Here is a 23,803-nt window from a genome sequence, read left to right as displayed (position 1 = left end):
GAGACGGGTAACATGGCTGTTATAAATTGATAACAATTTTTATTCTGCAATGGTGAGAGTTTGGCAGCCTTCAAAGTTTAGGAGCCTGCCTGCGGCGATACTATGCGGCACACCAGGGTGTGCACAGGACCGTCGACATCACCCTTTTTGACCGAAATGTGAAAGGAATAACAAGATGGATGATCAGTTAAAACAAAGCGCTCTCGATTTTCACGAGTTTCCTGTTCCGGGTAAAATCCAGGTTTCCCCTACCAAACCGCTGGCGACCCAGCGCGATCTGGCGCTGGCCTACTCGCCGGGCGTGGCTGCCCCGTGCCTGGAAATCGAAAAAGATCCGCTGGCAGCCTACAAATACACCGCGCGCGGCAACCTGGTGGCGGTGATCTCTAACGGTACGGCGGTGCTGGGGTTAGGGAATATCGGCGCGCTGGCCGGTAAGCCGGTGATGGAAGGCAAGGGCGTGCTGTTTAAGAAATTTGCCGGTATCGACGTGTTTGACATCGAAGTGGACGAGCTGGATCCGGATAAATTTATCAACGTGGTGGCGGCGCTGGAGCCGACCTTCGGCGGCATCAACCTGGAAGATATCAAAGCGCCGGAATGTTTCTATATCGAGCAGAAACTGCGCGAGCGTATGAACATTCCCGTGTTCCATGACGACCAGCACGGGACGGCGATTATCAGTACCGCCGCCATTCTCAACGGCCTGCGCGTGGTGGAGAAAAATCTCTCCGACGTGCGCATGGTGGTGTCCGGCGCGGGCGCCGCGGCTATCGCCTGTATGAACCTGCTGGTGGCGCTGGGGATGCAGAAACACAACATCGTGGTTTGCGACTCCAAGGGCGTGATTTACAAAGACCGCGAGCCGAACATGGCGGAAACCAAGGCGGCGTACGCGGTTGAAGACGACGGCAAGCGCACGCTGGAGGAGGTGATTGACGGCGCGGATATCTTCCTCGGCTGTTCAGGCCCGAAAGTGCTGACCCAGGAGATGGTGCAGAAGATGGCGCGCGCGCCAATGATCCTGGCGCTGGCGAACCCGGAACCGGAAATTCTGCCGCCGCTGGCGAAGGCGGTGCGTGAAGACGCCATCATCTGCACCGGCCGTTCGGACTATCCGAACCAGGTGAACAACGTGCTCTGCTTCCCGTTCATCTTCCGCGGCGCGCTGGACGTGGGCGCCACGGCAATCAACGAAGAGATGAAGCTGGCCGCCGTTCACGCCATCGCGGAGTTGGCGCACGCCGAACAGAGCGAAGTGGTCGCCTCCGCCTATGGCGATCAGGATCTGAGCTTCGGTCCGGACTACATCATTCCAAAACCGTTTGACCCGCGTCTGATCGTGAAGATCGCGCCAGCGGTGGCCAAAGCGGCGATGGACTCCGGCGTAGCGACGCGTCCTATTGACGATTTCGATGCCTACGTCGATAAGCTCACCGAGTTCGTCTACAAAACCAACCTGTTTATGAAGCCGATCTTCTCCCAGGCGCGCGCCGACGCGAAGCGCGTGGTGCTGGCGGAAGGGGAAGAGGCGCGCGTGCTGCATGCCACACAGGAGCTGATCACTTTAGGGCTGGCGAAACCGATCCTGATTGGTCGTCCGAGCGTGATCGAGATGCGTATTCAGAAGCTGGGCCTGCAAATTAAGCCGGGCGTGGACTTTGAGATCGTTAACAATGAATCCGATCCGCGCTTCAAAGAGTACTGGAACGAATACTATTCGATCATGAAGCGTCGTGGGATCACCCAGGAGCAGGCGCAGCGGGCGGTGATCAGCAATACCACGGTGATCGGCGCGATCATGGTACACCGCGGTGAGGCGGATGCGCTGATCTGCGGCACCATCGGTGAATACCACGAGCATTTCAGCGTGGTGCAGGAGATCTTCGGCTATCGCGAGGGCGTCCATACTGCCGGAGCTATGAACGCGCTGCTGCTGCCGAGCGGTAACACCTTTATCGCCGATACCTACGTTAACGACGATCCAACCCCGGACGAACTGGCGGAGATCACCGTGATGGCGGCGGAAACCGTGCGCCGCTTTGGTATCGAACCGAAAGTGGCGCTGCTGTCGCACTCTAACTTCGGATCATCCAAATCCGCTGCGGCGTGCAAGATGCGCCAGACGCTGGAGCTGGTGCGCGAACGCGCGCCGGAGCTGATGATTGACGGCGAGATGCACGGCGATGCCGCGCTGGTGGAGAGCATTCGTAATGAGCGCATGCCGGACAGCCCGCTGAAAGGCTCGGCGAACGTGTTGATCATGCCGAACGTGGAAGCGGCGCGTATCAGCTACAACCTGCTGCGCGTATCGAGTTCTGAAGGGGTGACCGTAGGGCCGGTACTGATGGGGGTGTCAAAACCGGTGCATGTGTTAACGCCGATTGCCTCCGTGCGTCGTATCGTGAACATGGTGGCGCTGGCGGTGGTTGAGGCGCAGACGCAGCCGCTGTAAGGGCGCGTTTGCTTACCCGACCTGGGGATTGAGTAGGCCGGATAAGCGCAGCGCCATCCGGCAGTTAAATCCAGTCGCGTACTTTAAGGAACTCACTCAAGGCAGCCTCCGGGCTGCCTTCTTTTGGCGCGTAGCTGTATTCCCAGCGCACCAGTGGCGGCATCGACATCAGAATGGACTCCGTGCGTCCACCGGTTTGCAGGCCAAACAGCGTCCCGCGATCCCACACCAGGTTGAACTCTACGTAGCGCCCGCGGCGGTAAAGCTGGAACTCACGTTCGCGCACCCCGTAATCGGTATTTTTGCGGCGTTCGACAATCGGCAGATAGGCGTCGGTAAAGCCGTCACCCACCGCGCGCATAAAGCTGAACGCGGTATCAAAATCCGGGGTATTCAGATCGTCAAAGAACAGCCCGCCGATGCCGCGCTGCTCGTCACGGTGCTTCAGATAGAAATAGTCATCGCACCACTTTTTGTATTTCGGGTAAACGTCTTCACCAAACGGCAGGCAGAGGTCGCGCGCGGTGGTGTGCCAGTGCACGGCGTCCTCTTCAAAGCCGTAATAGGGGGTCATGTCAAAACCGCCGCCAAACCACCAGACCGGATCGGCTCCCGGTTTTTCCGCGATGAAAAAGCGCACGTTGGCGTGACTGGTTGGCACAAACGGGTTATGCGGATGCACCACCAGCGAGACGCCCATCGCCTCGAAGCTGCGCCCCGCCAGCTCGGGCCGATGCGCCGTAGCGGATGCCGGCATTGCCTCGCCGTGTACATGGGAGAAATTGACGCCGGCCTGTTCAAAAATACCGCCGTTACGCAGCACGCGGCTGCGCCCGCCGCCGCCCGCGTCGCGCTGCCAGGCGTCTTCCTGAAATTCACCGCCGTCTGCGGCGGTCAGTTTCTGGCAAATTTCATCCTGCAACTGCATCAGGAAGGTTTTGACCAGCTGTGCATTGGGTTTCATCAACGTTTCCTGGAGTGCGCTTTTTGGTTATCGAACCAGTTGAAATAACTGATCACCCCGGAGGCGATGGCGTTCGCGATCTTTTGACGAAACGCCTTAGTGCCGAGCAGGCGCTCTTCTTCCGGGTTGGTAATGAACGAGGTTTCAACCAGCACGGACGGAATGGACGGGGACTTCAGCACCACAAACGCGGCCTGCTCGGTGCTTTTACTGTGCAGGCGGTGCACGGGCTTGATCCGCTTGAGGATATGCGAGCCGAGCGTCAGGCTGTTTTTGATGGTGTCCGTCTGCACAAGGTCGAACAGCACCTGCTGCAACAGATGATCTTTGTCGGTCGCTTTTTTACCGGCCACTTCATCCGCGCGGTTTTCGCGGTCGGAAAGGTATTTCGCCATGGCGCTACTGGCACCGCGGTTGGAGAGCGCAAACACCGACGCGCCGGCGGCGGAAGGGTTTGTGAAGCCATCCGCGTGAATGGACATAAACAGGTCGGCGCCGTGCTTGTGGGCAATTTCCACGCGGTCGTACAGCGGAATAAACGTGTCGCCCGTGCGCGTCAGGCGGGCGTCAATACCGTTGCTGCGTAAAATTGCGCGCACATTTTTTGCAATTGCCAGCACGACGTGTTTTTCTTTCGAACCGTTTCGGCCAATGGCGCCGGTGTCGATCCCGCCGTGGCCCGGATCGAGCATGACCAGACGCTTTGCGCCGGCTTTTTTGGTTTTCGGCTTGCTGTGTCCGTTACTGGTTTTAAGCGTGCTCTCTTCTTTTGCCTGAGCCTGCTTTGCGATGCCCGTTAACGTTAAGGCCGCCAGCCCCGCTTTGAGAACCTGACGACGCGATGTGAGTGCTTTTAATGGTTTGAATGTGCTCATGCGGCCTGAATACTAAAAAATGAGGTCCTGGTGTTATATCGTATCGTGTTTACCGTTACGACAGTCCTTATTGAGAATTGTTTTACTTTTCATTTCAATACGTGACAAAGTGACATTATGCCAAATTTTTAGACGATTTTCGCTGGTTATTGGCTAAACGCGGCGTTCACGCCATAATCACTGTTTTTAAACCCGAAAAGGCGGTTAATACCATGGAGATACGCGTTTTTCGCCAGGAAGATTTCGAAGAGGTCATCACCCTTTGGGAGCGCTGCGATCTGCTGCGTCCGTGGAACGATCCGGAAATGGATATCGAACGCAAGTTGAATCACGACGTCAGTCTGTTTCTGGTCGCGGAGGTCAACGGCGAGGTGGTCGGGACGGTGATGGGCGGATATGACGGCCACCGCGGGTCGGCCTACTATCTGGGCGTACACCCGGAATATCGTGCGCGCGGCATCGCCAATGCTTTGCTTAACCGTCTGGAAAAGAAGCTGATCGCCCGTGGCTGCCCGAAAATCCAGATTATGGTCCGGGAAGATAACGACGTGGTGCTGGGCATGTATGAACGTCTGGGTTACGAGCACGCGGACGTGCTGACGCTGGGTAAGCGCCTGATCGAAGATGAAGAGTACTGAGTTCCACCCCGGCGACTATGATGTTTACGGTCGTCTGCGTCTGCCTTTTTTGTTCTGGTGCGTTCTGCTGTTGCAGGCCAGAACCTGGGTGCTGTTCGTGATGGCTGGCGCCTCGCGCGGGCAGGGCGATACATTACTGAATCTCTTTTATCCCGATCACAATGCGTTCTGGCTGGGGTTGCTGCCCGGCGTACCGGCGGTCCTGGCGTTTCTGTGCAGCGGACGGCGGCAGGCCATTCCACGCTTCTGGCGCGCGCTTCGCTGGCTGCTGATCCTGGCGCAGGTTGTGCTCCTGGTCTGGCAACCCGTGCTCTGGCTGTACGGCGAGCCGCTTTCCGGTATCGGAATTGCGCTGGTGGTGGCGGATATTGTCGCGCTGCTGTGGTTACTCACTAACCCCCGTTTACGCGCCTGTTTTACGCAAGAGTCAGATTAACACGGCACTTTTTGCCGATACCGCACTCCAACTAGCGTTGATTTACTACGTAAGGACGTCTCAATGAAATCGCTGCGTTTACTTTTATGCGCTCTCCCGCTGGCGTTAACCGGCTGTTCCACGCTCTCCTCCATCAACTGGTCTGCGGCCTATCCGTGGAACTGGTTTGGCTCCTCAATGGAAGTGACCGAGCAGGGCGTGGGCAACATCACCGCCTCGACGGCACTGGATCAGGACGCCATTCAGGATGCCATCGGCGGTGATTATCGCCTGCGCAGCGGCATGAAAACCGAGAACGGCAACATCGTGCGCTATTTCGAAGCGTTGAAAGACGACAAGGTGGCGATGGTCATTAACGGCGATAAAGGCACGGTAACCCGCATCGCGGTGATGGATGAAGCTATTCCAGCCTCGGGTGGCGTGAAGGTGGGAACGCCGTTTGGCGAACTCTATCAGAAAGCGTTTGGCCACTGCGCCAGCGCGCCGTCGGACGACAGCGTCGCGGTTGAGTGTAAGGCCGAAGGAAGCCAACACATCAGCTACGTTTTCAGCGGCACCTGGAACGGTCCGGAAGGGTTAATGCCGTCTGACGACACCCTGAAAAAGTGGAAAGTGAGCAAAATTATCTGGAAGCAGTAATTTGCGCCTGAGCAAACCGCCTCGCTGAAATCCGGGTATAATAGCCGCCATCAATGCCACGCTGTCGTGGCATCTTTTTTTCAGGAGGAGCGATGTCTCAGGTTCAGAGTGGCATTTTGCCAGAACATTGCCGCGCGGCGATTTGGATTGAAGCCAACGTCAACGGGGACGTGGATGCCCTGCGCGGGGCCAGCAAAATTTTCGTTGATAAACTGGCCACCTTCCAGGCCAAATTCCCGGAAGCCCATCTGGGCGCGGTAGTGGCCTTCGGCAACACCGTCTGGCGTCAGCTGAGCGGCGGCGAAGGCGCGGAAGAGCTGAAGGACTTCATTCCTTATGGTAAAGGTCTCGCGCCAGCCACCCAGTACGACGTGCTGATCCACATTCTCTCCCTGCGCCACGACGTGAACTTCTCCGTCGCTCAGGCAGCGATTGAAGCCTTTGGTGACAGCATTAACGTGCAGGAAGAAATCCACGGTTTCCGCTGGGTGGAAGAGCGCGATTTAAGCGGCTTCGTCGACGGCACCGAAAACCCGGCCGGGGAAGAGACGCGTCGCGACGTGGCTGTTATCAAGGACGGCGTGGACGCGGGCGGCAGCTATGTGTTTGTCCAGCGCTGGGAGCATAACCTCAAGCAGCTTAACCGCATGAGCGTGCATGACCAGGAGATGATGATTGGCCGCACCAAAGACGCTAATGAAGAGATTGATGGCGATGCGCGTCCGGTGACGTCCCACCTGACCCGCGTTGATCTTAAAGAAGACGGTAAGGGGCTGAAGATTGTTCGCCAGAGCCTGCCGTACGGCACCGCAAGCGGTACGCATGGCCTGTACTTCTGCGCCTACTGCGCGCGCCTCTATAACATTGAACAGCAGCTGCTGAGCATGTTTGGCGATACCGACGGCAAGCGCGACGCCATGCTGCGCTTCACCCGCCCGGTCACCGGCGGCTACTACTTTGCGCCGTCCGTTGAGCGCCTGCTGGCGCTGTAAAACGCACTCCACATAGAGGCCGGGTAAGCGTTAGCGCCACCCGGCAATTTCTCCCGCACCCTTATTCCCTTTTCTGCTTCCAAATCACCAAACGGTATATAAAACCGTTACTCCTTTAGACTCCGTTATAAATATTATGACTATAAGATAGTCATCACATTTATAAGGGCGCGCAATGGCCATTACTGTACTGAAAAAAGGATCGCTGGCACTGGCAGGTTTACTGCTGGTGGCGCAGGCGCAGGCAACTGAGTTACTGAACAGTTCTTATGATGTTTCGCGCGAGCTGTTTGCCGCCCTTAATCCCGCCTTCGAACAGCAGTGGGCGAAAGAGAACAACGGCGACAAGCTGACCATCAAACAGTCTCACGCCGGCTCGTCCAAGCAGGCGCTGGCCATTTTGCAGGGGCTGAAGGCGGATGTGGTGACCTATAACCAGGTGACGGACGTGCAGATCCTGCACGACAGAGGCAAGCTGATCCCGGCGGACTGGCAAAGCCGCCTGCCGAACAACAGCTCACCGTTCTACTCCACCATGGGCTTCCTGGTGCGCAAGGGCAACCCGAAAAACATTCACGACTGGAACGACCTGGTGCGTTCTGACGTAAAGCTGATCTTCCCGAACCCGAAAACCTCCGGCAACGCGCGTTATACCTACCTGGCAGCGTGGGGCGCGGCGGACAAAGCTGACGGTAACGATAAAGCGAAAACCGAACAGTTTATGACCCAGTTCCTGAAAAACGTCGAGGTGTTTGATACCGGCGGCCGTGGCGCAACCACCACCTTCGCCGAGCGCGGGCTGGGCGACGTGCTGATCAGCTTCGAATCTGAAGTGAACAACATCCGCAAGCAGTATGAAGCGCAGGGGTTTGAGGTCATTATCCCGAAAACTAATATTCTGGCCGAGTTCCCGGTGGCGTGGGTGGATAAAAACGTTAAGGCTAACGGCACCGAAAAGGCCGCAAAAGCCTATCTCAACTATCTGTACAGCCCGCAGGCGCAGACGGTGATTACTGACTATTACTACCGCGTCAACAATCCGGACGTAATGAACAAGCTGAAGGATAAATTCCCGCAGACCGCGCTGTTTCGCGTGGAAGACCATTTCGGCGCCTGGCCTGAGGTAATGAAAACCCATTTTGCCAGCGGCGGTGAGTTAGACAAACTGCTGGCGGCGGGGCGTAAGTAATGTTTGCAGTCTCCTCCAGACGCGTGCTGCCGGGCTTTACCTTAAGCCTCGGGACCAGCCTGCTGTTCGTCTGTCTGATTTTGCTGTTGCCGCTCAGCGCGCTGGTGGTGCAGCTCTCTGAGATGAGCTGGTCCCAGTACTGGGAAGTGGTCACCAACCCGCAGGTGGTGGCGGCCTACAAGGTCACGCTGCTGTCGGCGTTCGTGGCCTCGATTTTCAACGGCGTGTTTGGCCTGCTGATGGCGTGGATCTTAACCCGCTATCGCTTCCCGGGCCGTACGCTGCTCGACGCGTTGATGGATCTGCCGTTTGCGTTGCCGACGGCGGTGGCTGGCTTGACGCTGGCGTCGCTGTTCTCCGTAAACGGCTTCTACGGCGAATGGCTGGCGAAGTTTGATATCAAAGTGACCTATACCTGGCTCGGTATCGCGGTAGCGATGGCCTTTACCAGCATCCCGTTTGTGGTGCGTACCGTGCAGCCGGTGCTGGAAGAATTAGGCCCCGAATACGAAGAGGCCGCGGAAACGCTGGGGGCCACGCGCTGGCAAAGCTTCCGCAAGGTAGTGCTGCCGGAACTTTCTCCGGCCCTGCTGGCGGGTATTGCGCTCTCGTTTACCCGCAGCCTCGGTGAATTTGGTGCGGTCATTTTTATCGCCGGGAACATCGCGTGGAAAACCGAAGTGACCTCGCTGATGATTTTTGTCCGTTTGCAGGAGTTTGATTATCCGGCCGCGAGCGCGATTGCCTCGGTGATCCTTGCCGCGTCGCTGCTGCTGCTGTTCTCGATTAACACTCTGCAAAGTCGCTTTGGTCGACGTGTGGTAGGTCACTGATGGCGGAAGTTACGCAATTGAAGCGCTATGACGCGCCCCGCATCAACTGGGGCAAATGGTTTCTGATTGGTACGGGCGTGCTGGTCTCTGCCTTCATTCTCGTTGTGCCGATGGTGTACATCTTCGTTCAGGCCTTCAGCAAAGGGATTATGCCCGCGCTGCAAAACCTGGCCGATCCGGACATGCTCAACGCCATCTGGCTGACGGTGATGATTGCCCTGATCACCGTCCCGGTGAACCTGGTGTTTGGCGTATTGCTGGCCTGGCTGGTGACCCGCTTTAACTTCCCGGGGCGTCAGCTGCTGCTGACCCTGCTGGATATCCCGTTTGCGGTGTCGCCGGTGGTGGCCGGTCTGGTCTATCTGCTGTTTTACGGCTCTAACGGCCCGCTGGGCGGCTGGCTGGATGAACACGACCTGCAAATTATGTTTGCCTGGCCGGGCATGGTGCTGGTGACGGTCTTTGTGACCTGTCCGTTCGTGGTGCGCGAGCTGGTGCCGGTGATGTTAAGCCAGGGCAGCCATGAGGATGAAGCGGCCGTGCTGCTGGGCGCCTCCGGCTGGCAGATGTTCCGCCGCGTGACGCTGCCGAATATCCGCTGGGCGCTGCTTTACGGCGTGGTGCTGACCAACGCCCGTGCGATTGGAGAGTTTGGCGCGGTGTCGGTGGTATCCGGCTCGATTCGCGGCGAAACCCTGTCGCTGCCGCTACAGATTGAATTACTGGAACAGGACTACAACACCGTCGGTTCCTTTACTGCCGCAGCGTTGCTGACGCTGATGGCGATTTTGACCCTGTTTTTGAAGAGTGTGGTGCAGTGGCGTTTAGAGAATCAGGAAAAACGTCAGCATCAGGAGGGAAATCATGAGCATTGAGATTGCCAATATTAAGAAGTCTTTTGGTCGCACCCAGGTGCTGAATGATATCTCGCTGGATATCCCTTCCGGACAAATGGTGGCGCTGCTGGGGCCGTCTGGCTCCGGTAAAACCACGCTGCTGCGTATTATCGCCGGGCTTGAACATCAGACCAGCGGACATATCCGCTTCCACGGTACGGACGTTAGCCGCCTGCATGCCCGCGACCGTAAGGTGGGCTTTGTGTTCCAGCATTACGCCCTGTTCCGCCACATGACGGTATTCGACAACATCGCGTTTGGCCTGACCGTACTGCCGCGTCGTGAGCGTCCGAATGCGGCCACCATCAAAGCGAAAGTGACCAAACTGCTGGAGATGGTGCAGCTGGCTCACCTGGCGGACCGCTTCCCGGCCCAGCTTTCGGGTGGACAGAAGCAGCGCGTGGCGCTGGCGCGCGCGTTGGCCGTTGAGCCGCAAATTTTGCTGCTGGATGAACCGTTCGGCGCGCTGGATGCGCAGGTGCGAAAAGAGCTGCGCCGCTGGCTGCGTCAGCTGCATGAAGAGCTCCAGTTCACCAGCGTTTTCGTGACCCACGATCAGGAAGAGGCGATGGAAGTGGCCGACCGCGTGGTGGTGATGAGTCAGGGCAACATTGAGCAGGTTGACGAGCCAGAGCAGCTCTGGCGTGAACCGGCGACCCGCTTCGTGCTGGAGTTTATGGGCGAGGTGAACCGTCTTCAGGGCACCATTCGCGGCGGTCAGTTCCACGTTGGCGCGCACCGCTGGCCGCTGGGCTACACCTCGGCGCATCAGGGGCCGGTCGATCTGTTCCTGCGTCCGTGGGAAGTGGACGTCAGCCGCCGTACCAGCCTGGATTCACCGCTCCCGGTGCAGGTGCTGGAAGCGAGCCCCAAAGGTCACTACACCCAGTTGGTCGTTCAGCCGCTGGGCTGGTATACCGAGCCGCTGACCGTGGTTATGCGTGACGACGAGCCGCCACACCGGGGGGAACGCTTGTTTGTGGGGCTGCAACACGCGCGCATTTATCACGGCAACGAGCGCATCGAGACGCGCGAGGATATTGCTCTGGCGGAGTCAGCCTGATAGGTTAGGATTACGTAGTTTTGCCGGGTGGCGCTGCGCTTACCCGGCCTACAATATGACGTCTGTAGGCCCGGTAAGCGATGCGCGCCACCGGGCTTTTTATTGGACAGCGATCATGAATACATTAGAAAACACCATCGGCAACACCCCTCTGGTCAAACTTCAGCGCATGGTGCCAGACAACGGCAGCGAAATCTGGGTCAAACTCGAAGGCAATAACCCGGCAGGCTCGGTAAAAGACCGGGCGGCGCTGTCGATGATTGTCCAGGCCGAAAAGCGCGGCGAGATAAAGCCCGGAGACGTGTTAATTGAAGCCACCAGCGGTAATACCGGTATCGCACTGGCGATGATTGCCGCGCTGAAGGGCTATCGCATGAAGCTGCTGATGCCGGACAACATGAGCCAGGAGCGCCGGGCCGCCATGCGCGCCTACGGGGCCGAGCTGATTCTGGTGAGCAAAGAGCAGGGGATGGAAGGGGCGCGCGACCTGGCGCTGGCGATGGCCGGGCGCGGGGAAGGCAAGCTGCTCGACCAGTTCAACAATCCGGACAACCCGTACGCGCACTACACCACCACCGGCCCGGAAATCTGGCAGCAAACCGACGGGCGTATCACCCACTTTGTCTCCAGCATGGGCACCACGGGCACGATCACCGGTGTGTCACGCTTTCTGCGCGAGCAGGCAAGCCCGGTGACGATTGTCGGCCTGCAACCGGAAGAGGGAAGCAGTATTCCGGGCATTCGCCGCTGGCCCGCGGAGTATATGCCGGGCATCTTTAATGCGCAGCTTGTGGACCAGGTGCTGGATATTCATCAGCGCGAGGCGGAAAATACCATGCGTGAGCTGGCCGTGCGTGAAGGCATCTTCTGCGGCGTCAGCTCTGGCGGTGCCGTAGCGGGCGCGATCCGGGTGGCCAAGTCCACGCCGGGAGCGGTGGTGGTTGCGATTATTTGCGATCGCGGCGATCGTTACCTGTCTACCGGCGTCTTTGGTGAAGAGAGTTATTCGCAGGGGGCGGGGATCTAAGCGTCATGGAGATGATTTTATTCCGGGATAATACCCGGGCGCAGCAAACCGATATTGTCGCCGTACAGTCGCAGGTGGTGTACGGCAGCGTAGGCAACAGCATCGCGGTGCCGAATATTCGCACCCACCGGCTGAACGTTACCGCCGTGCCAACGGTGCTGTTCAGCAATACGCCGCACTACGATACCTTCTACGGCGGTGTCATCCCGGATGAGTGGTTCAGCGGCTACCTTAAGGCGCTGGAAGAGCGGGAGATCCTGCGCGAGCTAAAAGCGGTCACGACCGGCTATATGGGCAGCGCCAGCCAGATCGTGCTGTTGGCGCAGTGGCTAAAGGCGATAAAGGTACAGCATCCCGATTTGCTGGTGCTGGTTGACCCGGTAATCGGGGATGTCGACAGCGGGATGTACGTGAAACCTGAAATTCCTGAAGCCTACCGTGAGCACCTGCTGCCGCTGGCCCAGGGCATTACGCCCAATGTGTATGAGCTGGAAGTGTTGAGCGGTAAATCGTGCCGTACGCCAGAGAGCGCCATCGCCGCCGCGCAGGGGCTGCTCTCCGACACGCTGAAGTGGGTAGCCATTACCAGCGCGCCAGTGGCTGACGATCCGCAGAATATCCACGTGGTGCTGGTCAGCGAAGAGGGCGTTACCGTAAGCGCGCACCCGCGCGTAGAGACGGACCTGAAAGGGACGGGCGATCTCTTCTGTTCGGAGCTGGTGAGCGGTATCGTCGGGGGGAAAACCGTGGCTGACGCCATTCGCATGGCGGGTGACAGAGTGACTGACGTGATGATCTACACGCAGTCGAAAGGCTACGACGAGCTTATTCTGCCTGCATAAACAAAAATGGCGCCCAAAGGCGCCATTTTACCGTGCGGCAAGAATTACTTCTTGATGCGGATAACCGGGGTTTCACCCACGGTAACGCTGCCAGACAGTTTGATCAGCTCTTTGATTTCGTCCATGTTGGAGATAACAACCGGAGTCAGGGTAGACTTCGCTTTTTCTTCCAGCAGTGGCAGATCGAATTCAATCACCGGGTCGCCAACTTTCACACGCTGGCCTTCTTCCGCGATACGTTTGAAGCCTTCGCCTTTCAGTTCAACGGTGTCGATACCGAAGTGAACGAACAGTTCGATACCGCTATCAGATTCGATAGAGAACGCATGGTTGGTTTCAAAAATCTTACCAATGGTACCGTCAACTGGAGCAACCATTTTGTTGCCAGTTGGTTTGATAGCAATGCCATCACCAACGATTTTCTCAGCAAACACTACATCCGGCACGTCTTCGATGTTGACGATCTCGCCGGAGAGCGGAGCAACAATCTCAATAGTTCCGGAGTCGCTATTGCTTTTGTCACCGAACAGTTTACTAAATAAACCCATTAGACTTATCTCCTAAGCAGTAATTTGGGCCGCATCTCGTGGATTAGCAGATTGTTTTTTCTTCAATGAACTTGTTAACCAGCGTCATTAACTCGTCCGTTGTCGGTTGAGCAAGAGCCTGCTCTGCTAATACCTTCGCATCTTCGAAGTTCGTGTTACGGATAATCTTCTTGATGCGCGGGATGGAAATGGCGCTCATAGAGAATTCGTCCAGACCCATACCCAGCAACAGAAGTGTAGCACGTTCGTCGCCTGCAAGCTCACCACACATGCCAGTCCATTTACCTTCTGCATGAGAAGCATCAATAACTTGCTTGATCAAATTCAGTACAGACGGCGACATTGGCTGGTAGAGATGTGAAATCATATCATTACCACGGTCAACTGCCAGGGTGTACTGCGTTAAATCATTGGTACCGATACTAAAGAAATCAACTTCTTTGGCTAAATGACGCGCAATGGTCGCGGCTGCCGGTGTTTCCACCATCACGCCAATCTCGATTGACTCGTCAAACGCTTTACCTTCGTCACGCAGTTCCTGCTTGTAGATTTCAATCTCTTTCTTCAGTGCACGCACTTCTTCAACAGAGATGATCATCGGGAACATGATGCGCAGTTTACCGAAAGCGGAAGCACGAAGGATTGCGCGAACCTGGTCACGCAGGATCTCTTTGCGATCCATGGCGATACGCACGGCACGCCAGCCCAGGAACGGGTTCTCTTCTTTCGGGAAGTTCATGTACGGCAGCTCTTTGTCGCCGCCGATGTCCATGGTGCGAACGATTACGGCCTGTGAGCCACACGCTTCGGCAACCGCTTTGTACGCGGCAAACTGCTCTTCTTCAGTTGGCAGTGCGTCGCGGTCCATGAACAGGAATTCAGTACGATACAGACCTACACCTTCCGCACCGTTGCGCTCAGCGCCGTCAACGTCGCGTACGGTACCGATGTTAGCGCACACTTCAACCTGATGGCCGTCCAGCGTGATGGCCGGCAGGTCTTTCAGTTTAGCGAGTTCCGCTTTCTCGGTGGCAACCTGCTCCTGAACGGAACGCAGCTGCTCGATCACATCGTTAGTTGGATTGACGTAAACCACGTTGTTTACGGCATCCAGAATCAGATAGTCGTCGTTTTTCACCTGCGAGGTGACGCTACCGGTACCCACGATAGCTGGCAGTTCCAGAGAACGCGCCATGATTGAGGTGTGGGAAGTACGGCCACCTGCATCGGTAATGAAACCCAGCACCTTGTTCAGGTTCAGCTGTGCGGTTTCAGACGGGGTCAGGTCAGCGGCAACCAGGATCACTTCGTCCTGAATCGCGCTCAGATCGATGATGGCCAGACCCAGGATGTTGCGCAGCAGGCGCTTACCGATGTCACGTACGTCAGCCGCACGCTCTTTCAGGTATTCATCGTCCAGCTCTTCCAGGGCAGAAGCCTGACCTTCGATAACTTCATGCGCAGCCGCGTCGGCCGTCATGCCTTTATCTTTAATCAGGGCTATGATTTCCTGCTCCAGCTCCTCATCTTCAAGCAGCATAATGTGCCCTTCGAAGATGGCTTCTTTTTCTTCACCGAAAGTTTCACCAGCTTTAGTTTTAATCGCTTCCAGTTGCGCAGATGCCTTGGCACGACCGCTCAGAAAACGTTCAACTTCCTGATCAACCTTGTCGGCAGAAATTTTTTTCCGGTCAATGACGATTTCGTCTTCTTTCAGCAGCAGTGCTTTGCCGAAAGCGATACCCGGGGATGCTAAAATGCCTGAAATCATAACCCTACCTTACTTGTGACTGATATTGAAAAGAACCCGGTAAACTTACTCGAGTTCAGCCATCAGCTTAACCAGATGCTCAACTGCTTTCTGCTCGTCTTCACCTTCAGCAGAAATGGTAACAACGGTACCCTGAGTCAGGCCCAGAGTTTGCAGTTTGAACAGGCTTTTTGCGCTAGCGCTTTTGCCGTTGGAAGTCACAGTGATTTCAGAAGTGAAGCCTTTCGCTTCTTTAACAAACTGAGCAGCAGGGCGGGTGTGCAGACCGTTCGGAGCGGTAATGGTAACTTCTTGCTGGAACATTGTATTTCCCCAACTTATAGGTTTAGTGTTGTGGAACTAAAGTCTAGCCTGGCGACTTAACTTTAGCCTGTATTGTTAGCGCTGACGTTTCAATCGTCATTAAACATTATGCAGTGAAAGCAAGACTTGAACCAAATCATAAAATCGATTCAGCAGCGCTATTTCGTTCACTGATTAATTTCGCGCATCAAAATAATTGCTGGTTTAAATACCAGACCCAACGGGGTGAAGCAATGCCAGGAGGGGTAAAAGTTTGAAGCAGGCCACAAAAAAGCACCTGAAAAGGTGCTTTTTTACGCGTTTTTAACATACTGGCATCACTGTTGCAGTTCTTTCTCCGTGAAGAGATCGGCAAACAGTGCGGTGCTCAAGTAACGCTCACCCGAAGAAGGCAGGATAACCACAATATTCTTATTGGTAAAGGTTTCATCTTCCAGAAGTTTGAGGGCAGCCGCAACCGCCGCGCCGGAAGAGATGCCCGCCAGAATGCCTTCCTCGTCCATCAGGCGACGCGCCGTGGAGATGGCTTCTTCATTGGCAATGGCAACCACTTTATCGATCAGCTTCAGATCCAGGTTGCCCGGAATAAAGCCTGCGCCGATGCCCTGAATTTTATGCGGGCCTGGCTTAATTTCTTCTCCCGCCAGCGCCTGAGCGATAACCGGTGAGTCCGTTGGCTCAACGGCAACGGTAATCAGATCTTTTTTACCTTTCGTGCCTTTAATATAGCGAGACACGCCGGTCAGCGTACCGCCGGTACCTACGCCGGAGATAAAGACATCAACCTGGCCGTCGGTATCTTCCCAGATTTCCGGACCGGTGGTTTTCTCATGAATTTCCGGGTTGGCCGGATTGCTGAACTGCTGAAGTAGCAGATATTTTGCCGGATCGCTGGCGACGATTTCTTCCGCTTTCTGAATCGCACCCTTCATGCCTTTCGCGCCTTCGGTCAGGACCAGATTCGCACCCAGCGCTTTCAGCAGCTTGCGACGCTCAATGCTCATGGTTTCAGGCATGGTCAGCGTCAGCTTATAGCCGCGTGCCGCCGCAACGTAGGCCAGGGCAATACCGGTGTTACCGCTGGTCGGTTCCACCAGCTCAACGCCGGGCTTCAGCACGCCACGTTTTTCAGCATCCCAAATCATATTTGCACCGATACGGCATTTCACGCTGAAGCTTGGGTTACGAGATTCGACCTTCGCCAGAATGCGTCCATTACCGATACGGTTCAGTCGAACCAGGGGCGTATGACCGATAGTCAGCGAGTTGTCTTCATAAATCTTACTCATGGCCTGTCCTTAACTGTATGAAATTGGGATACCGACCCAGCATACCTGTTGAATAAGTATGGGGAAGTAAGGAAATCGCATATCTATATGCTGCAAGGAAATAATGGGGATCAGTATGGAATAAGGGGCGGCATAAGCCACCCCTCTTTTACACATTTTTGCATTATTTCCATAACGCGTGCTTAGCACGGTAGCAGTCCACCCACATTGCCGTCGCGCCGCAAACGGCAACGGGCATGATGAACAGATTCAGGAATGGAATCATGGTGAACAGGCTGGTGAGCGCGCCGAACTGCATATTGGCAACCTTCTGAGTGCGCAGGGCGGTGCGCATCTCTTTAAACGGCACCTTATGGTTATCGAACGGGTAGTCGCAGTACTGGATAGCGAGCATCCAGGCGCTGAACAGGAACCACAGCACGGGTGCCACCGTCTGGCCGATACCAGGGATGAAATAAAGGATAAGCAGCACAATCGCGCGCGGCAGGTACCAGGCAAATTTCTGCCACTCGCGCTTCATGATGCGCGGGATATCCTTCATGATCCCCAGTACGCCCGTGTCAGGCGGGGTCGCACCGGTCAGGCGCGCTTCCAGCTGTTCGGCCAGCAGACCGTTGAACGGCGCGGCTATCCAGTTTGCTATCGTCGAAAAGAAATAGCCGAAAACCAGCAACACGGAAATGACCGCTATCGGCCAGAGCAGGTAGTCAAGCCACTGTAACCAGTCCGGCACATAGCTCATCAGGGAAGGGATCCAGCTTTCCAGCCTGGTGAACAACCACCAGAACGCGCCCCCCATCAGAAGAATGTTGATCAGCAGCGGCAAAATAACGAAGCGTCGAATGCCCGGCAGGGAGACCAGTTTCCAGCCCTGTGAAAAATACCAGACCCCGCTACGTGGGGCAGAAGAAGATGTTGAAACCATACCAGGCTGTACTCCTTTTTACACAACCAGTGGAATTGCCCGCCTATATTATCCAGTTACGGGCCAATGACCAGTTCGGAAATGTTCGAAAAACCAGCAAAAAGCACGATTTAGTTCATCTTTATGCTGTGAATGCTCTGCATACACTTGCACTTGACGTAAACGGCAAATACTCTTAGTGAGTAAATGTTTGCCGTGGTGGCAAGGTGTTAGAACAACAGAGAATATAATGATGCAGGATTTGCGTCTGATATTAATCATTGTTGGCGCGATCGCCATAATCGCTTTACTGGTACATGGTTTCTGGACCAGCCGTAAAGAGCGTTCTTCTATGTTTCGCGATCGTCCACTGAAGCGCATGAAGTCCAGTCGTGACGACGATGACGTGGAAGACGACGTCGACGGCCTTGACGACGACGGCGTGGGTGAAGTCCGTGTTCATCGGGTCAATACTGCGCCCGGCGCAGCGCATGGAGAGCATGAAGCTCCCCGCGCTCCGCAGCACCAGTATCAACCACCGTATGCCTCTGCCCAGCCGCGCCAGCCAGCGCCGCCGCCAGTGGAAGAACCTGTGCGTCATCCGCCGCAGCAGCCTGTGCAACCGCAGCCCGTTGCGCCACAGCCTGTACAGCCGCAACCTGTGCATCAGCCTGCTCAGCCAGTGCAACAGCCGCAGCCGGCTCAGCAGCCACAGCCGGTACAGCAGCCGCAGCCAGTGCAGCAACCGCAGCCGCAGCCTGAACCCGTACCGCCTGCAACACAGCCCGCTCCGCGCGTTGAGCCAGAGCCGGTAGCAGCGCCAGAACCGGTTGTTGAAAAGCCGCAGCGTAAAGAAGCAGTGATCATCATGAACGTGGCTGCCCATCACGGCACCCATCTGAACGGTGACGTGCTGCTTAACAGCATCCAGCAGGCAGGCTTCAAGTTCGGCGACATGAATATTTTCCATCGCCACCTGAGTCCTGACGGCAGCGGCCCGGCACTGTTTAGCCTGGCCAATATGGTGAATCCAGGCACGTTTGACCCGGAAATGACCGGTGATTTCGTCACGCCAGGCGTAACGATCTTTATGCAGGTGCCGTCCTACGGTGACGAACTGCAAAACTTTAAGCTGATGCTACAGTCCGCTCAGCACATCGCCGACGAAGTGGGCGGTGTGGTGCTCGACGATCAGCGTCGAATGATGACGCCGCAGAAACTGCGCGAATATCAGGACCGCATCCGCGAAGTTAAGGAAGCGAACGCGTAATCGTCGCGTTAACGTCAACCCCTCCTCAACCCCCGCTTGTCGGGGGTTTTTCTCATTGATGGTGCGATATGGACTCAATCGAACAACAACTTACTGAACTGCGAACCACGCTTCGCCATCATGAATATCTCTATCATGTTATGGATGCACCGGAAGTGCCGGATGCGGAATATGACCGCCTGATGCGTGAACTGCGCGAACTGGAAGCGCAGCACCCGGAGCTGATTACGCCAGACTCCCCGACGCAGCGCGTCGGCGCCGAGCCGCTGGGCGCTTTCAGCCAGGTGCGTCACGAAGTGCCGATGCTGTCGCTGGATAACGTTTTTGATGAAGAGAGTTTTCTGGCTTTCAATAAGCGCGTGCAGGATCGCCTGAAGAGTGTCGACAATCTGAGCTGGTGCTGCGAGCTGAAGCTGGACGGTCTGGCCGTCAGCATTCTTTATGAGAACGGCGTGATGGTGCGCGCCGCAACGCGCGGCGATGGCACCACCGGGGAAGATATCACCACCAACGTGCGCACCATACGTGCGATCCCGCTGAAGCTGCGTGGCGAGAACATTCCAGCCCGGCTGGAAGTGCGCGGGGAGGTGTTTCTTCCGCAGGCGGGCTTTGAAAAGATCAATGAAGAAGCGCGTCGTACCGGGGGAAAAGTGTTTGCTAACCCGCGTAACGCGGCGGCAGGTTCTCTGCGTCAGCTCGATCCGCGCATCACCGCGAAGCGACCGCTTACTTTCTTCTGCTACGGCGTCGGGATCCTGGAGGGCGGCGAGCTGCCAGATACCCATCTCGGGCGCTTATTGCAGTTCAAAGAGTGGGGGTTACCGGTAAGCAACCGCGTGCAGCTCTGCGACTCTCCGGAGGCGGTGCTGGCGTTCTACCGTAAGGTTGAAGAGGATCGCCCCACACTCGGGTTTGATATTGATGGCGTGGTGATCAAGGTTAACTCCCTGGCGTTGCAGGAACAGTTAGGGTTTGTGGCCCGTGCGCCGCGCTGGGCGGTGGCCTTTAAGTTCCCGGCGCAGGAGCAGATGACCTTCGTTCGCGACGTGGAGTTTCAGGTAGGGCGTACGGGGGCGATTACGCCGGTAGCGCGTCTGGAGCCTGTACAGGTGGCCGGCGTGCTGGTGAGCAACGCCACGCTGCATAACGCCGATGAAATTGCCCGCCTGGGCCTGCGCATCGGTGACAAAGTGGTGATTCGCCGCGCGGGCGACGTGATCCCGCAGGTGGTCAACGTTGTGGAGTCAGAGCGTCCTGCCGACACCCGCGCCATCGAGTTTCCGGCCCACTGTCCGGTATGTGGTTCTGACGTGGAGCGCGTGGAAGGCGAAGCGGTAACGCGCTGTACGGGCGGGTTAATCTGCGGCGCGCAGCGTAAAGAGTCCCTGAAGCACTTCGTCTCACGTCGGGCGATGGACGTGGACGGAATGGGTGACAAGATCATCGACCAGTTAGTTGAGAAAGAGTATGTCCATACGCCAGCGGACCTCTTTACGCTGACGGCAGGCAAGCTGACCGGCCTCGATCGTATGGGACCGAAATCCGCCCAGAACGTCGTCAACGCGCTTGAGGCAGCCAAAAACACCACCTTTGCCCGATTCCTCTACGCGCTCGGCATTCGTGAAGTCGGGGAGGCGACGGCGGCGGGGCTGGCGGCGTATTTCGGCACGCTAGAGGCGCTGGAGAAAGCCAGCATTGACGAGCTACAGAAAGTCCCGGATGTCGGCATCGTGGTCGCCACCCACGTCTTTAACTTTTTCGCCGAAGAGAGCAACCGTGAGGTGATCGGTAAATTACTGGAGCAGGGGATTCACTGGCCCGCCCCGGTAGTAGTGAATGCCGACGAGATCGACAGCCCGTTTGCCGGTAAAACGGTGGTGCTGACCGGTAGCCTGAGTCAGCTTTCGCGCGATGACGCGAAGGCCCGCCTGGTGGCGCTGGGGGCGAAAGTGGCGGGCAGTGTGTCGAAGAAAACCGATCTGGTGATTGCCGGGGAAGCGGCCGGCTCGAAGCTGGCCAAAGCACAGGAGCTCGGCATCGAGGTGATCGACGAAGACGAAATGATGCGCCTGTTAGGAGAATAACGTGGAAAAAGAGCAGCTCGTTGAGATCGCCAATACGGAGATGCCGTTCGGTAAATATAAGGGCCGCAGGCTGATTGATTTACCGGAAGAGTATCTGCTGTGGTTTGCCCGTAAGGATGAGTTCCCCGCCGGGCGTCTGGGCGAGCTGATGGCTATCACGTTAGTGATCAAGACTGAGGGGCTGACCCAGCTGGTTCAGCCCCTGAAGCGTCCTTAAGCTTTCGCGGCGCGGGTCTCTTCCTGCGCCAGCTTTTCCGTCTGCGCCTTATAGCGCCGCGCCAGCACCGCACACACCATCAGCTGGATCTGATGGAAAATCATCAGCGGCAGCACCATCATCCCAATGACCGACGTCGGGAACAGGATATTGGCCATCGGGATCCCGTTAGCCAGGCTCTTTTTCGACCCGCAGAAAACGATGGTGATTTCATCGGCCTTATTGAAGCCGCACCTGCGGGCCACAAAGACGTTTACCGCGATGACAATGGCCAGCAGAACAATGCTCACCACCACAATAAACAGCAGCGATCCGGCGCCCACCTTGTGCCAGATGCCGTTCACAACGGCTTCGCTAAAGGCCGTGTAAACCACCAGCAGAATGGAGCTTTGATCCGTTTTGCCGATCCATTTTTTGTGTTTCGCCACAAACTCCCCAATCCAGGGGCGGGATAAGTGTCCGAGCACAAACGGCAGCAGCAGTTGCAGACAAATTTTACCCACCTGTTCCAGGTTGCCCTCCGCACCGTGCATGTTCATCAGCAGACCGACCAGCAGCGGTGAAACGAAGATCCCCAGCAGGCTGGAAGCGGAAGCAGAGCAAACCGCCGCCGCGACGTTGCCGCCCGCCAGCGAGGTAAAAGCAATAGCGGACTGCACCGTGGCCGGCAAAATGCACAGATAGAGGAAGCCGGAATACAGCGCGGGGTCGACATTCACCGGCGCCCACCAGGCAAACAGCACGCCCAGTACCGGGAAGAGGATAAAGGTGCTGCACATTACCCAGAGGTGCAGTCGCCAGTGGCTACCGCCTGCAATAATGGCCTCCCGGGAAAGCTTGGCGCCATGCATAAAGAACAGCAGGGCAATGGCTGCCGTGGTCACGCCTTCAATAACGGGCACAAAACTGCCTCGCGCCGGGAAAAACGAGGCCAGCAAGACGACACCAATCAGGGTCAGCGTGAACGGATCAAGGATACGAAAAAGTTTCATAATCACTCCTGAAAACAGATGTCGCTATTGTGCTTTCTTCCCTTTGAGAAATAAAATTGATTTATTGCATCCATTCATGAATTAAACAGATGAATTATTCGTTACGCCAGCTTCGCGTTTTCGTCACCGTCGCGCAGGCCCGCAGCTTTAGCCGGGCAGGGGAGATCATTGGCCTCAGCCAGTCGGCGGTGAGCCATAGCGTTAAGGAGCTTGAAACGCAAACCGGGGTGAAGCTGCTCGACCGTACGACGCGAGAAGTGGTGCTCACCGAAGCGGGACAGCAGCTGGCAACGCGTCTGGAGAGGCTGCTGGATGAGCTGAACAGTACGCTGCGGGATGTCGGGCGGCTCGGGCAACAGCTTTCCGGCACCGTGAGAGTCGCGGCGAGCCAGACGATTTCGGCGCATCTTATTCCTCAGTGCATTGCGGAAAGTAATCACCGCTATCCGGATATCGATTTTGTTTTGCACGACAGGCCGCAGCAGTGGGTGCTGGAGAGTATTCGTCAGGGAGACGTGGATTTCGGGATTGTCATTGACCCCGGAGCGGTAAGCGACCTGGAATGTGAAGTGGTGCTCTCGGAGCCCTTTTTATTGCTCTGCCGCGATGATGACCCCCTGGCATCGCTGCCGCAGGTGACCTGGCAAGCCTTGCAGGGGGCAAACCTGGTGCTACAGGATTATGCTTCAGGCAGCCGTCCGCTGATAGATGCCGCACTGGCCGCGCAGGGCGTTAAGGCAACCATTGTGCAGGAAATTGGGCATCCTGCCACGCTGTTCCCGATGGTCGAAGCGGGGATTGGCATCAGCGTTCTGCCGGCGCTGGCGCTGCCACTGCCGCAGGGGAGTCGTTTAACGGTGAAGCGTTTCTTGCCCTGTATTGAACGCCAGCTGATGCTGGTACGCCGTAAAAACAGGTCTCTTTCTGGAGCGGCGCACGCCTGCTGGGATGTGGTGCGCATGCAGGCCGGGCGTTTGATGGAGGCCCGCACGCGCGATCCGCTCTTTAACGAAAACAGCGATCAGATGTAGATATCAACCATATGGTCTGCGGAGGGCTTATTGATGCCTTCCGCCACGGCCTGACCGTTTTCCTGTTTTGGCATTGCCTCTTCTGCCTGCTGACGCAGCAATTGCGCCAGCTGTGCCTGCAACATAGCCAGCTGAGATTCGAGTAATTCCTGCTGCTTATGCTTCTCTTCTGCCGTGGCATCACCCATGGCGACTTCTTTGAGCTGCTGAGTGACTTTCGTTATCTGTTTGGTCAGACGGGTGATCCGGGAAGCAATATCGTTTCCGCCGGAGCTGTTGTCGACGCTGCCGATGTCCATCGCCGACAGAGAAACGGGCTTAAGAGTTGTCATATTGAGATCCTTTTCGCCATAAAATAGAGGTATCGGCAAAGAAGGCGTGAGCTTGAGTAAAACAAGCGGTCTGGCTGCAATGGGGATGTGTTATATCGCAGATAGCAAAAAAGCGCCTTTAGGGCGCTTTTTTACATTGGTGGGTCGTGCAGGATTCGAACCTGCGACCAATTGATTAAAAGTCAACTGCTCTACCAACTGAGCTAACGACCC

At 56.5% G+C, this 23,803-nt stretch carries 24 protein-coding genes and 1 tRNA gene; 15 read left to right on the top strand and 10 right to left on the bottom strand.

Annotated elements, in window-relative coordinates; translation table 11 throughout:
* The first annotated feature begins 175 nt into the window (after positions 1-175).
* The gene (gene maeB / locus IM300_RS12030) at positions 176-2,455 is read left to right on the top strand and encodes an NADP-dependent oxaloacetate-decarboxylating malate dehydrogenase (protein WP_102751463.1); all 2,280 of its coding nucleotides are present in this window, start codon (positions 176-178) and stop codon (positions 2,453-2,455) included.
* A 64-nt stretch (positions 2,456-2,519) separates the two neighbouring features.
* Here the strand turns inward: maeB and hemF are convergent, their stop codons facing one another.
* Complete coding sequence (hemF, locus tag IM300_RS12025) at positions 2,520-3,419, bottom strand: oxygen-dependent coproporphyrinogen oxidase (RefSeq protein WP_131636510.1); 900 nt, start codon at positions 3,417-3,419, stop codon at positions 2,520-2,522.
* Positions 3,419-4,294 (bottom strand): N-acetylmuramoyl-L-alanine amidase AmiA, encoded by an 876-nt coding sequence (gene amiA / locus IM300_RS12020; protein ID WP_023314619.1) that lies wholly within the window; start codon positions 4,292-4,294, stop codon positions 3,419-3,421. The genes hemF and amiA overlap by 1 nt, the downstream gene beginning before the upstream one ends.
* 212 nt (positions 4,295-4,506) lie before the next feature.
* On the opposite strand from amiA, the gene IM300_RS12015 reads away from it, so the two are divergent.
* The 10 genes from IM300_RS12015 (at position 4,507) to pdxK (ending at position 12,849) form a co-directional block, all read left to right on the top strand.
* Positions 4,507-4,932 carry a GNAT family acetyltransferase gene (locus IM300_RS12015; protein ID WP_148420004.1) on the top strand — a complete coding sequence of 142 codons (426 nt, stop codon included), beginning with the start codon at positions 4,507-4,509 and terminating at the stop codon, positions 4,930-4,932.
* A complete protein-coding gene (locus IM300_RS12010; RefSeq protein ID WP_193036659.1) occupies positions 4,919-5,368 on the top strand; it encodes a DUF2919 domain-containing protein in 450 nt (149 codons plus the stop codon). The genes IM300_RS12015 and IM300_RS12010 overlap by 14 nt, the downstream gene beginning before the upstream one ends.
* Before the next feature lie 63 nt (positions 5,369-5,431).
* Positions 5,432-6,007 carry an RpoE-regulated lipoprotein gene (locus IM300_RS12005; RefSeq protein ID WP_193036657.1) on the top strand — a complete coding sequence of 192 codons (576 nt, stop codon included), beginning with the start codon at positions 5,432-5,434 and terminating at the stop codon, positions 6,005-6,007.
* 92 nt (positions 6,008-6,099) lie between these two features.
* Positions 6,100-6,999, top strand: coding sequence for a Dyp-type peroxidase (locus IM300_RS12000; RefSeq protein WP_063450462.1), 900 nt, complete (start codon positions 6,100-6,102; stop codon positions 6,997-6,999).
* 175 nt (positions 7,000-7,174) lie between these two features.
* On the top strand, positions 7,175-8,188 hold the full coding sequence (locus IM300_RS11995; RefSeq protein ID WP_193036656.1) for a sulfate ABC transporter substrate-binding protein: 1,014 nt from the start codon (positions 7,175-7,177) through the stop codon (positions 8,186-8,188).
* The gene (gene cysT, locus IM300_RS11990; protein ID WP_063868093.1) at positions 8,188-9,021 is read left to right on the top strand and encodes a sulfate/thiosulfate ABC transporter permease CysT; all 834 of its coding nucleotides are present in this window, start codon (positions 8,188-8,190) and stop codon (positions 9,019-9,021) included. The genes IM300_RS11995 and cysT overlap by 1 nt, the downstream gene beginning before the upstream one ends.
* The gene (gene cysW, locus IM300_RS11985) at positions 9,021-9,896 is read left to right on the top strand and encodes a sulfate/thiosulfate ABC transporter permease CysW (protein WP_063868095.1); all 876 of its coding nucleotides are present in this window, start codon (positions 9,021-9,023) and stop codon (positions 9,894-9,896) included. The genes cysT and cysW overlap by 1 nt, the downstream gene beginning before the upstream one ends.
* Positions 9,886-10,980, top strand: coding sequence for a sulfate/thiosulfate ABC transporter ATP-binding protein CysA (gene cysA / locus IM300_RS11980; RefSeq protein WP_102751460.1), 1,095 nt, complete (start codon positions 9,886-9,888; stop codon positions 10,978-10,980). The genes cysW and cysA overlap by 11 nt, the downstream gene beginning before the upstream one ends.
* A 115-nt stretch (positions 10,981-11,095) precedes the next feature.
* On the top strand, positions 11,096-12,007 hold the full coding sequence (cysM, locus tag IM300_RS11975; RefSeq protein WP_193033421.1) for a cysteine synthase CysM: 912 nt from the start codon (positions 11,096-11,098) through the stop codon (positions 12,005-12,007).
* A 5-nt stretch (positions 12,008-12,012) separates the two neighbouring features.
* Positions 12,013-12,849 carry a pyridoxine/pyridoxal/pyridoxamine kinase gene (gene pdxK / locus IM300_RS11970; RefSeq protein WP_107533456.1) on the top strand — a complete coding sequence of 279 codons (837 nt, stop codon included), beginning with the start codon at positions 12,013-12,015 and terminating at the stop codon, positions 12,847-12,849.
* 44 nt (positions 12,850-12,893) lie between these two features.
* Here the strand turns inward: pdxK and crr are convergent, their stop codons facing one another.
* From crr to cysZ, 5 genes are all read right to left on the bottom strand, one after another.
* Positions 12,894-13,397, bottom strand: a complete 504-nt coding sequence (crr, locus tag IM300_RS11965; RefSeq protein ID WP_022648946.1) for a PTS glucose transporter subunit IIA — start codon at positions 13,395-13,397, stop codon at positions 12,894-12,896.
* A 43-nt stretch (positions 13,398-13,440) separates the two neighbouring features.
* Positions 13,441-15,168, bottom strand: a complete 1,728-nt coding sequence (gene ptsI, locus IM300_RS11960; protein WP_006811455.1) for a phosphoenolpyruvate-protein phosphotransferase PtsI — start codon at positions 15,166-15,168, stop codon at positions 13,441-13,443.
* 45 nt (positions 15,169-15,213) lie between these two features.
* Positions 15,214-15,471, bottom strand: a complete 258-nt coding sequence (ptsH, locus tag IM300_RS11955) for a phosphocarrier protein Hpr (protein WP_000487600.1) — start codon at positions 15,469-15,471, stop codon at positions 15,214-15,216.
* 317 nt (positions 15,472-15,788) lie between these two features.
* Positions 15,789-16,760, bottom strand: a complete 972-nt coding sequence (gene cysK, locus IM300_RS11950; RefSeq protein WP_193036654.1) for a cysteine synthase A — start codon at positions 16,758-16,760, stop codon at positions 15,789-15,791.
* A gap of 163 nt (positions 16,761-16,923) precedes the next feature.
* The gene (gene cysZ / locus IM300_RS11945; RefSeq protein ID WP_063868105.1) at positions 16,924-17,685 is read right to left on the bottom strand and encodes a sulfate transporter CysZ; all 762 of its coding nucleotides are present in this window, start codon (positions 17,683-17,685) and stop codon (positions 16,924-16,926) included.
* A 229-nt stretch (positions 17,686-17,914) separates the two neighbouring features.
* Between cysZ and zipA the strand changes: the two genes are divergently transcribed.
* The 3 genes from zipA (at position 17,915) to IM300_RS11930 (ending at position 21,235) form a co-directional block, all read left to right on the top strand.
* The gene (gene zipA, locus IM300_RS11940) at positions 17,915-18,934 is read left to right on the top strand and encodes a cell division protein ZipA (RefSeq protein ID WP_107533454.1); all 1,020 of its coding nucleotides are present in this window, start codon (positions 17,915-17,917) and stop codon (positions 18,932-18,934) included.
* 68 nt (positions 18,935-19,002) lie between these two features.
* Complete coding sequence (gene ligA / locus IM300_RS11935) at positions 19,003-21,018, top strand: NAD-dependent DNA ligase LigA (RefSeq protein ID WP_107533453.1); 2,016 nt, start codon at positions 19,003-19,005, stop codon at positions 21,016-21,018.
* Position 21,019: 1 nt separating this feature from the next.
* Positions 21,020-21,235 (top strand): DUF3820 family protein, encoded by a 216-nt coding sequence (locus IM300_RS11930; protein ID WP_063450453.1) that lies wholly within the window; start codon positions 21,020-21,022, stop codon positions 21,233-21,235.
* Here the strand turns inward: IM300_RS11930 and IM300_RS11925 are convergent.
* Positions 21,232-22,227: a bile acid:sodium symporter family protein gene (locus IM300_RS11925; RefSeq protein ID WP_063450452.1), complete on the bottom strand. Its 996-nt coding sequence runs from the start codon at positions 22,225-22,227 to the stop codon at positions 21,232-21,234. The two genes, IM300_RS11930 and IM300_RS11925, sit on opposite strands and share 4 nt — an antisense overlap.
* An 89-nt stretch (positions 22,228-22,316) precedes the next feature.
* Between IM300_RS11925 and IM300_RS11920 the strand changes: the two genes are divergently transcribed.
* The gene (locus IM300_RS11920) at positions 22,317-23,258 is read left to right on the top strand and encodes a LysR family transcriptional regulator (protein WP_193036652.1); all 942 of its coding nucleotides are present in this window, start codon (positions 22,317-22,319) and stop codon (positions 23,256-23,258) included.
* Here IM300_RS11920 and IM300_RS11915 read toward each other — a convergent pair.
* Together IM300_RS11915 and IM300_RS11910 are read right to left on the bottom strand one after the other, a co-directional pair.
* Positions 23,249-23,590, bottom strand: coding sequence for a FlxA-like family protein (locus IM300_RS11915; RefSeq protein ID WP_193036650.1), 342 nt, complete (start codon positions 23,588-23,590; stop codon positions 23,249-23,251). The genes IM300_RS11920 and IM300_RS11915 overlap by 10 nt on opposite strands.
* Positions 23,591-23,727: 137 nt before the next feature.
* A tRNA-Lys gene (locus tag IM300_RS11910) sits at positions 23,728-23,803 on the bottom strand.

The organism is Enterobacter cloacae complex sp. I2 (assembly GCF_014896205.1).
GTDB lineage: Bacteria > Pseudomonadota > Gammaproteobacteria > Enterobacterales > Enterobacteriaceae > Enterobacter > Enterobacter quasihormaechei.
The sequence above is the reverse complement of the archived record's forward strand: the minus strand, read 5'-3'. Positions and strand labels throughout refer to the sequence as shown.

Bases quoted from the DNA above. Each gene is read 5' to 3' on its own strand.
- maeB (WP_102751463.1), top strand. From the start codon at position 176: ATGGATGATCAGTTAAAACAAAGCGCTCTCGATTTTCACGAGTTTCCT.
- hemF (WP_131636510.1), bottom strand. From the start codon at position 3,419: ATGAAACCCAATGCACAGCTGGTCAAAACCTTCCTGATGCAGTTGCAG.
- amiA (WP_023314619.1), bottom strand. From the start codon at position 4,294: ATGAGCACATTCAAACCATTAAAAGCACTCACATCGCGTCGTCAGGTT.
- IM300_RS12015 (WP_148420004.1), top strand. From the start codon at position 4,507: ATGGAGATACGCGTTTTTCGCCAGGAAGATTTCGAAGAGGTCATCACC.
- IM300_RS12010 (WP_193036659.1), top strand. From the start codon at position 4,919: ATGAAGAGTACTGAGTTCCACCCCGGCGACTATGATGTTTACGGTCGT.
- IM300_RS12005 (WP_193036657.1), top strand. From the start codon at position 5,432: ATGAAATCGCTGCGTTTACTTTTATGCGCTCTCCCGCTGGCGTTAACC.
- IM300_RS12000 (WP_063450462.1), top strand. From the start codon at position 6,100: ATGTCTCAGGTTCAGAGTGGCATTTTGCCAGAACATTGCCGCGCGGCG.
- IM300_RS11995 (WP_193036656.1), top strand. From the start codon at position 7,175: ATGGCCATTACTGTACTGAAAAAAGGATCGCTGGCACTGGCAGGTTTA.
- cysT (WP_063868093.1), top strand. From the start codon at position 8,188: ATGTTTGCAGTCTCCTCCAGACGCGTGCTGCCGGGCTTTACCTTAAGC.
- cysW (WP_063868095.1), top strand. From the start codon at position 9,021: ATGGCGGAAGTTACGCAATTGAAGCGCTATGACGCGCCCCGCATCAAC.
- cysA (WP_102751460.1), top strand. From the start codon at position 9,886: ATGAGCATTGAGATTGCCAATATTAAGAAGTCTTTTGGTCGCACCCAG.
- cysM (WP_193033421.1), top strand. From the start codon at position 11,096: ATGAATACATTAGAAAACACCATCGGCAACACCCCTCTGGTCAAACTT.
- pdxK (WP_107533456.1), top strand. From the start codon at position 12,013: ATGGAGATGATTTTATTCCGGGATAATACCCGGGCGCAGCAAACCGAT.
- crr (WP_022648946.1), bottom strand. From the start codon at position 13,397: ATGGGTTTATTTAGTAAACTGTTCGGTGACAAAAGCAATAGCGACTCC.
- ptsI (WP_006811455.1), bottom strand. From the start codon at position 15,168: ATGATTTCAGGCATTTTAGCATCCCCGGGTATCGCTTTCGGCAAAGCA.
- ptsH (WP_000487600.1), bottom strand. From the start codon at position 15,471: ATGTTCCAGCAAGAAGTTACCATTACCGCTCCGAACGGTCTGCACACC.
- cysK (WP_193036654.1), bottom strand. From the start codon at position 16,760: ATGAGTAAGATTTATGAAGACAACTCGCTGACTATCGGTCATACGCCC.
- cysZ (WP_063868105.1), bottom strand. From the start codon at position 17,685: ATGGTTTCAACATCTTCTTCTGCCCCACGTAGCGGGGTCTGGTATTTT.
- zipA (WP_107533454.1), top strand. From the start codon at position 17,915: ATGATGCAGGATTTGCGTCTGATATTAATCATTGTTGGCGCGATCGCC.
- ligA (WP_107533453.1), top strand. From the start codon at position 19,003: ATGGACTCAATCGAACAACAACTTACTGAACTGCGAACCACGCTTCGC.
- IM300_RS11925 (WP_063450452.1), bottom strand. From the start codon at position 22,227: ATGAAACTTTTTCGTATCCTTGATCCGTTCACGCTGACCCTGATTGGT.
- IM300_RS11920 (WP_193036652.1), top strand. From the start codon at position 22,317: ATGAATTATTCGTTACGCCAGCTTCGCGTTTTCGTCACCGTCGCGCAG.
- IM300_RS11915 (WP_193036650.1), bottom strand. From the start codon at position 23,590: ATGACAACTCTTAAGCCCGTTTCTCTGTCGGCGATGGACATCGGCAGC.